The 3,812-nt window shown below is 70.2% G+C and carries 2 protein-coding genes, 1 rRNA gene and 1 pseudogene; 3 read left to right on the top strand and 1 reads right to left on the bottom strand.

Annotation, left to right across the window (positions count from 1 at the left end; genetic code table 11):
- Nucleotides 1-114: ribosomal RNA gene (gene rrf, locus KBX53_RS25525) — 5S ribosomal RNA — on the top strand; the annotation flags it as partial.
- A gap of 86 nt (nt 115-200) precedes the next feature.
- Here the strand turns inward: rrf and KBX53_RS25520 are convergent.
- The gene (locus KBX53_RS25520) at nt 201-887 is read right to left on the bottom strand and encodes a hypothetical protein (protein WP_030336594.1); all 687 of its coding nucleotides are present in this window, start codon (nt 885-887) and stop codon (nt 201-203) included.
- Nucleotides 888-956: 69 nt separating this feature from the next.
- Here KBX53_RS25520 and KBX53_RS25515 point away from each other — a divergent pair, with 69 nt between their 5' ends.
- Entirely contained in the window at nt 957-3,575 is a 2,619-nt protein-coding gene (locus KBX53_RS25515; RefSeq protein ID WP_210862055.1) for a valine--tRNA ligase, read from the top strand.
- A pseudogene (locus tag KBX53_RS25510) lies at nt 3,572-3,812 on the top strand (dihydrofolate synthase); the annotation flags it as partial. The gene KBX53_RS25515 and the pseudogene KBX53_RS25510, both read left to right, overlap by 4 nt.

The following is a 3,812-nucleotide window of genomic DNA, read 5'->3' as shown; positions in this document are numbered from 1 at the left end:
GGCGGTCATGGCGGAGGGGAAACGCCCGGTTACATTCCGAACCCGGAAGCTAAGCCCTCCAGCGCCGATGGTACTGCACTCGTGAGGGTGTGGGAGAGTAGGACGCCGCCGGACAATCTTTCAGAAAGGGCCACCCCACCCGGGGTGGCCCTTTCTGCGTCTGCTCGTTTTCCGGTGAACTGGGCGCCGACCGGTGCGGGTCAGTTTCGGGTCTGCATGCCGTCGCGGAGGTCGCGTAGCAGGTCGCCGGCGTCATTGACCGACCGGCCCGGGAACATCGCCATGACCACGCTGCCGTGGTCGGCCCAACCGCACACCGCGAAGTCCCCTCCCTCGCCGCTGGTGCTGCCACACTTCAGCACGCCGCCGAGGTCGCCCGCGGGCAGCTCGCGCAGCCCGTTCACCGCACCGGTCTCGTCCGACATCAGGCGGAAGAGGCTGTCCAGGTCCCGTTCCGGCTGCCAGAGCAGGGTGGTGCCGCCGAAGATGAGCACCGAGCGCTTCTCGTCGGCCGGGTCGCGGTAGACGGTGCCGAAACTGCGGTCCAGCTCGATGTTCGCCGCCAGGCCGCTGCGCAGATAGTCGGCGGTGCTCTTCGCCCGCTCGCTGTCGTCGCGGGTCAGGCCCACCACCTGATCAGGTGAGGTCAGTTGGGTGTCCTTCTGCTGCGCCACCCGCCACCCAGCGACACCGAGCACCCCGGCACCGGCGAGACCGACCACCAGCGCGGCCCCCCAAGCGATCTTGCGGCGGCGGGACCAGCCACCGGATCGTTCGTCGGGATCGCCCCCGGAGTCTCGGGTGCTCAGCTGGATCGGCTCTTCGGTCAGCTCGACCGGCTCCCGGCCGCCGTCGAGCGACCGCTGGGTGAGATGTGCGTCGGACATAGCCGACACCGTACGCGAACGGCAGGTGGCGCACGTCAGGTCTGCGGAAGCGCTCCGTAGACTTGTCCGGTGACCGAGAGACTGGATGCCCGACGCCCCGACGCCCCGACCCTTGCCGGCCAGTATCAGCCCGGTGAGGTAGAGCAGCGACGGTACGAGCAGTGGGTAGCCGGCGGGCACTTCCGGGCCTCCGCCGACAGCGACAAGCCCCCCTTCACCATCGTCATCCCCCCGCCGAACGTCACCGGCTCCCTGCACATGGGCCACGCGTTCGAGCACACGCTGATGGACGCATTGACCCGTCGCAAGCGGATGCAGGGTTTCGAGGCGCTGTGGCTGCCCGGCATGGACCACGCCGGCATCGCCACCCAGAACCTGGTCGAGCGTCAGCTCGCCGCCGAGGGGCTGTCCCGACACGACCTCGGTCGGGAGAAGTTCGTCGAGCGGGTCTGGCAGTGGAAGGCCGAGTCCGGTGGGGCCATCCTCGGTCAGATGCGCCGCCTCGGCGACTCCGTCGACTGGGACCGCGAGCGCTTCACCATGGACGAGGGGCTGAGCCGCGCCGTCCAGACGATCTTCAAGAAGCTCTTCGACGACGGCCTCATCTACCGGGCCAACCGGATCATCAACTGGTGTCCGCGGTGTCTCACGGCGCTCTCCGACATCGAGGTCGAGCACACCGACGACGACGGCGAGCTGATCTCGATCCGCTACAGCGACGAGGTCGTGGTGGCCACCACCCGGGCCGAGACGATGCTCGGCGACACCGCCGTGGCGGTGCACCCCGACGACGAGCGCTACCAGCACCTGATCGGCACCGAGGTCGAGCTGCCGCTGACCGGCCGCCGGATCCCGATCGTCGCCGACGCGCACGTCGACCCGTCCTTCGGCACCGGCATGGTCAAGGTGACCCCGGCCCATGACCCGAACGACTTCGAGATCGGCCAGCGGCACGACCTGCCCGCGCTGACTGTGATGGACGAGCGGGGTGTGATCACCGTCCCCGGCCCGTTCGAAGGGCTGGACCGGTTCGAGGCGCGCCCGGCGATCGTGGCAGCGCTGCGGGAGCAGGGCCGGATCGTCGCCGAGAAGCGCCCGTACGTGCACGCCGTCGGGCACTGCTCGCGGTGCAAGACCACCGTCGAGCCGCGGCTGTCGTTGCAGTGGTTCGTCAACACCGCCCCGCTGGCCCAGGCCGCGGGTGACGCGGTGCGCGACGGCCGGGTCCGCATCGAGCCGGCCGAGCTGGCCAAGCGCTACTTCGCCTGGGTCGACAACATGCACGACTGGTGCATCTCCCGCCAGCTGTGGTGGGGGCACCGCATCCCGGTCTGGTACGGCCCGGCCGGTGAGATCGTCTGCGTCGGCCCGGACGAGGCACCGCCGACCGGCGAGGGCTGGCACCAGGACGAGGACGTCCTGGACACCTGGTTCTCCAGCGGCCTGTGGCCGTTCTCCACACTGGGCTGGCCCGAGCAGACCCCGGACCTGGCGAAGTTCTACCCGACCAGCGTGCTGGTCACCGGGTACGACATCCTGTTCTTCTGGGTCGCCCGGATGATGATGTTCGGCCTCTACGCGATGGACGGCCGGCCGCCCTTCGACGTGGTCGCGCTGCACGGCATGGTGCGCGACCAGTTCGGCAAGAAGATGTCGAAGTCGTTCGGCAACGTGGTCGACCCGCTGGACTGGATCGACCGGTACGGCGCCGACGCCCGCCGGTTCTCCCTGGCCCGGGGCGCGCACCCCGGCCAGGACGTCCCGGTGAGCGAGGAGTGGTGCCAGGGCTCGCGCAACTTCTGCAACAAGCTCTGGAACGCCACCCGGTTCGCGCTGATGAACGGCGCCCACACCACGGGTGACCTGCCCCCGACCGAGCAGCTCTCCACCGTCGATCGGTGGATCCTGTCCCGGTTGGCGCACGTCACCGCCGAGGTCGACGAACAGTTCGAGGCGTACGAGTTCGCCAAGGTGTGCGACCTGCTGTACCACTTCGCGTGGGACGACGTCTGCGACTGGTACGTCGAGCTGAGCAAGCCGGTGCTCGCCGAGGGCGGCGAGCGGGCCGAGGCCAGCCGTCGGGTGCTCGGGCATGTGCTCGACCAGCTGCTGCGGCTGCTGCACCCGGTGATTCCGTTCGTCACCGAGGAGTTGTGGCTCGCGCTGACCGGCGGCGAGACGGTGCAGGCCGCCGCCTGGCCGGTGGCCGACCGGTCGCTGGTCGACGACGCCGCCGAGGCCGAGCTGCTCGGCGTGCAGCGGGTGGTCACCGAGATCCGCCGGTTCCGTTCCGACCAGGGGCTGCGTCCCACGCAGCGGGTGGCCGCCCGGCTGGACGGGCTGTCCGGTGCGGGTATCGCGGCCCACGAGCCGCTGATCCGTTCGCTGGTCCGGCTGGACCCGGCCGGTGACGACTTCCAGGCCAGCGCCACGCTGGCCATGCCCGGCGCGGTCGGTGTCGCGTTGGACACGCGGGGGTCGATCGACGTGGCCGCCGAGCGGGCCCGGCTGACCAAGGACCGCGCGGCGGCCGAGAAGGAGGCCGCGCAGGCCCGGGCGAAGCTCGGCAACCCGGCCTTCATCGGGAAGGCCCCCGAGCCGGTGGTCGCGAAGATCCGCGACCGGCTCGCCACCGCCGAGGCCGACCTGGTCCGGATCGACGCTGCTCTGGAGACACTGCCCTCGTGACCGACCGTACCGATTTCGCCGCCGTCGAAGCCGAGCTGAACGCCCGCGGTTTCACCCGCATGGTCTTCGAGCTGGACCGGATCGAGTCGCTGCTCGACCTGCTCGGCAGCCCGCAGCGGGCGTACCCCGCGATCCACCTGACCGGCACCAACGGTAAGACGTCCACCGCGCGGATGATCGACTCGCTGTTGCGGGCGTTCGGGCTGCACACCGGCCGCTACACCAGCCCGCACCTGG

Source organism: Micromonospora sp. M51 (assembly GCF_018070305.1).
GTDB lineage: Bacteria > Actinomycetota > Actinomycetes > Mycobacteriales > Micromonosporaceae > Micromonospora > Micromonospora parva.
Note: the sequence above shows the minus strand (reverse complement) of the source record. Positions and strands in the feature narration are given on the sequence as shown.

What these genes read in the sequence shown, in the direction of transcription:
- KBX53_RS25520 (WP_030336594.1), bottom strand. Translation starts at nt 887, where the DNA reads ATGTCCGACGCACATCTCACCCAGCGGTCGCTCGACGGCGGCCGGGAG.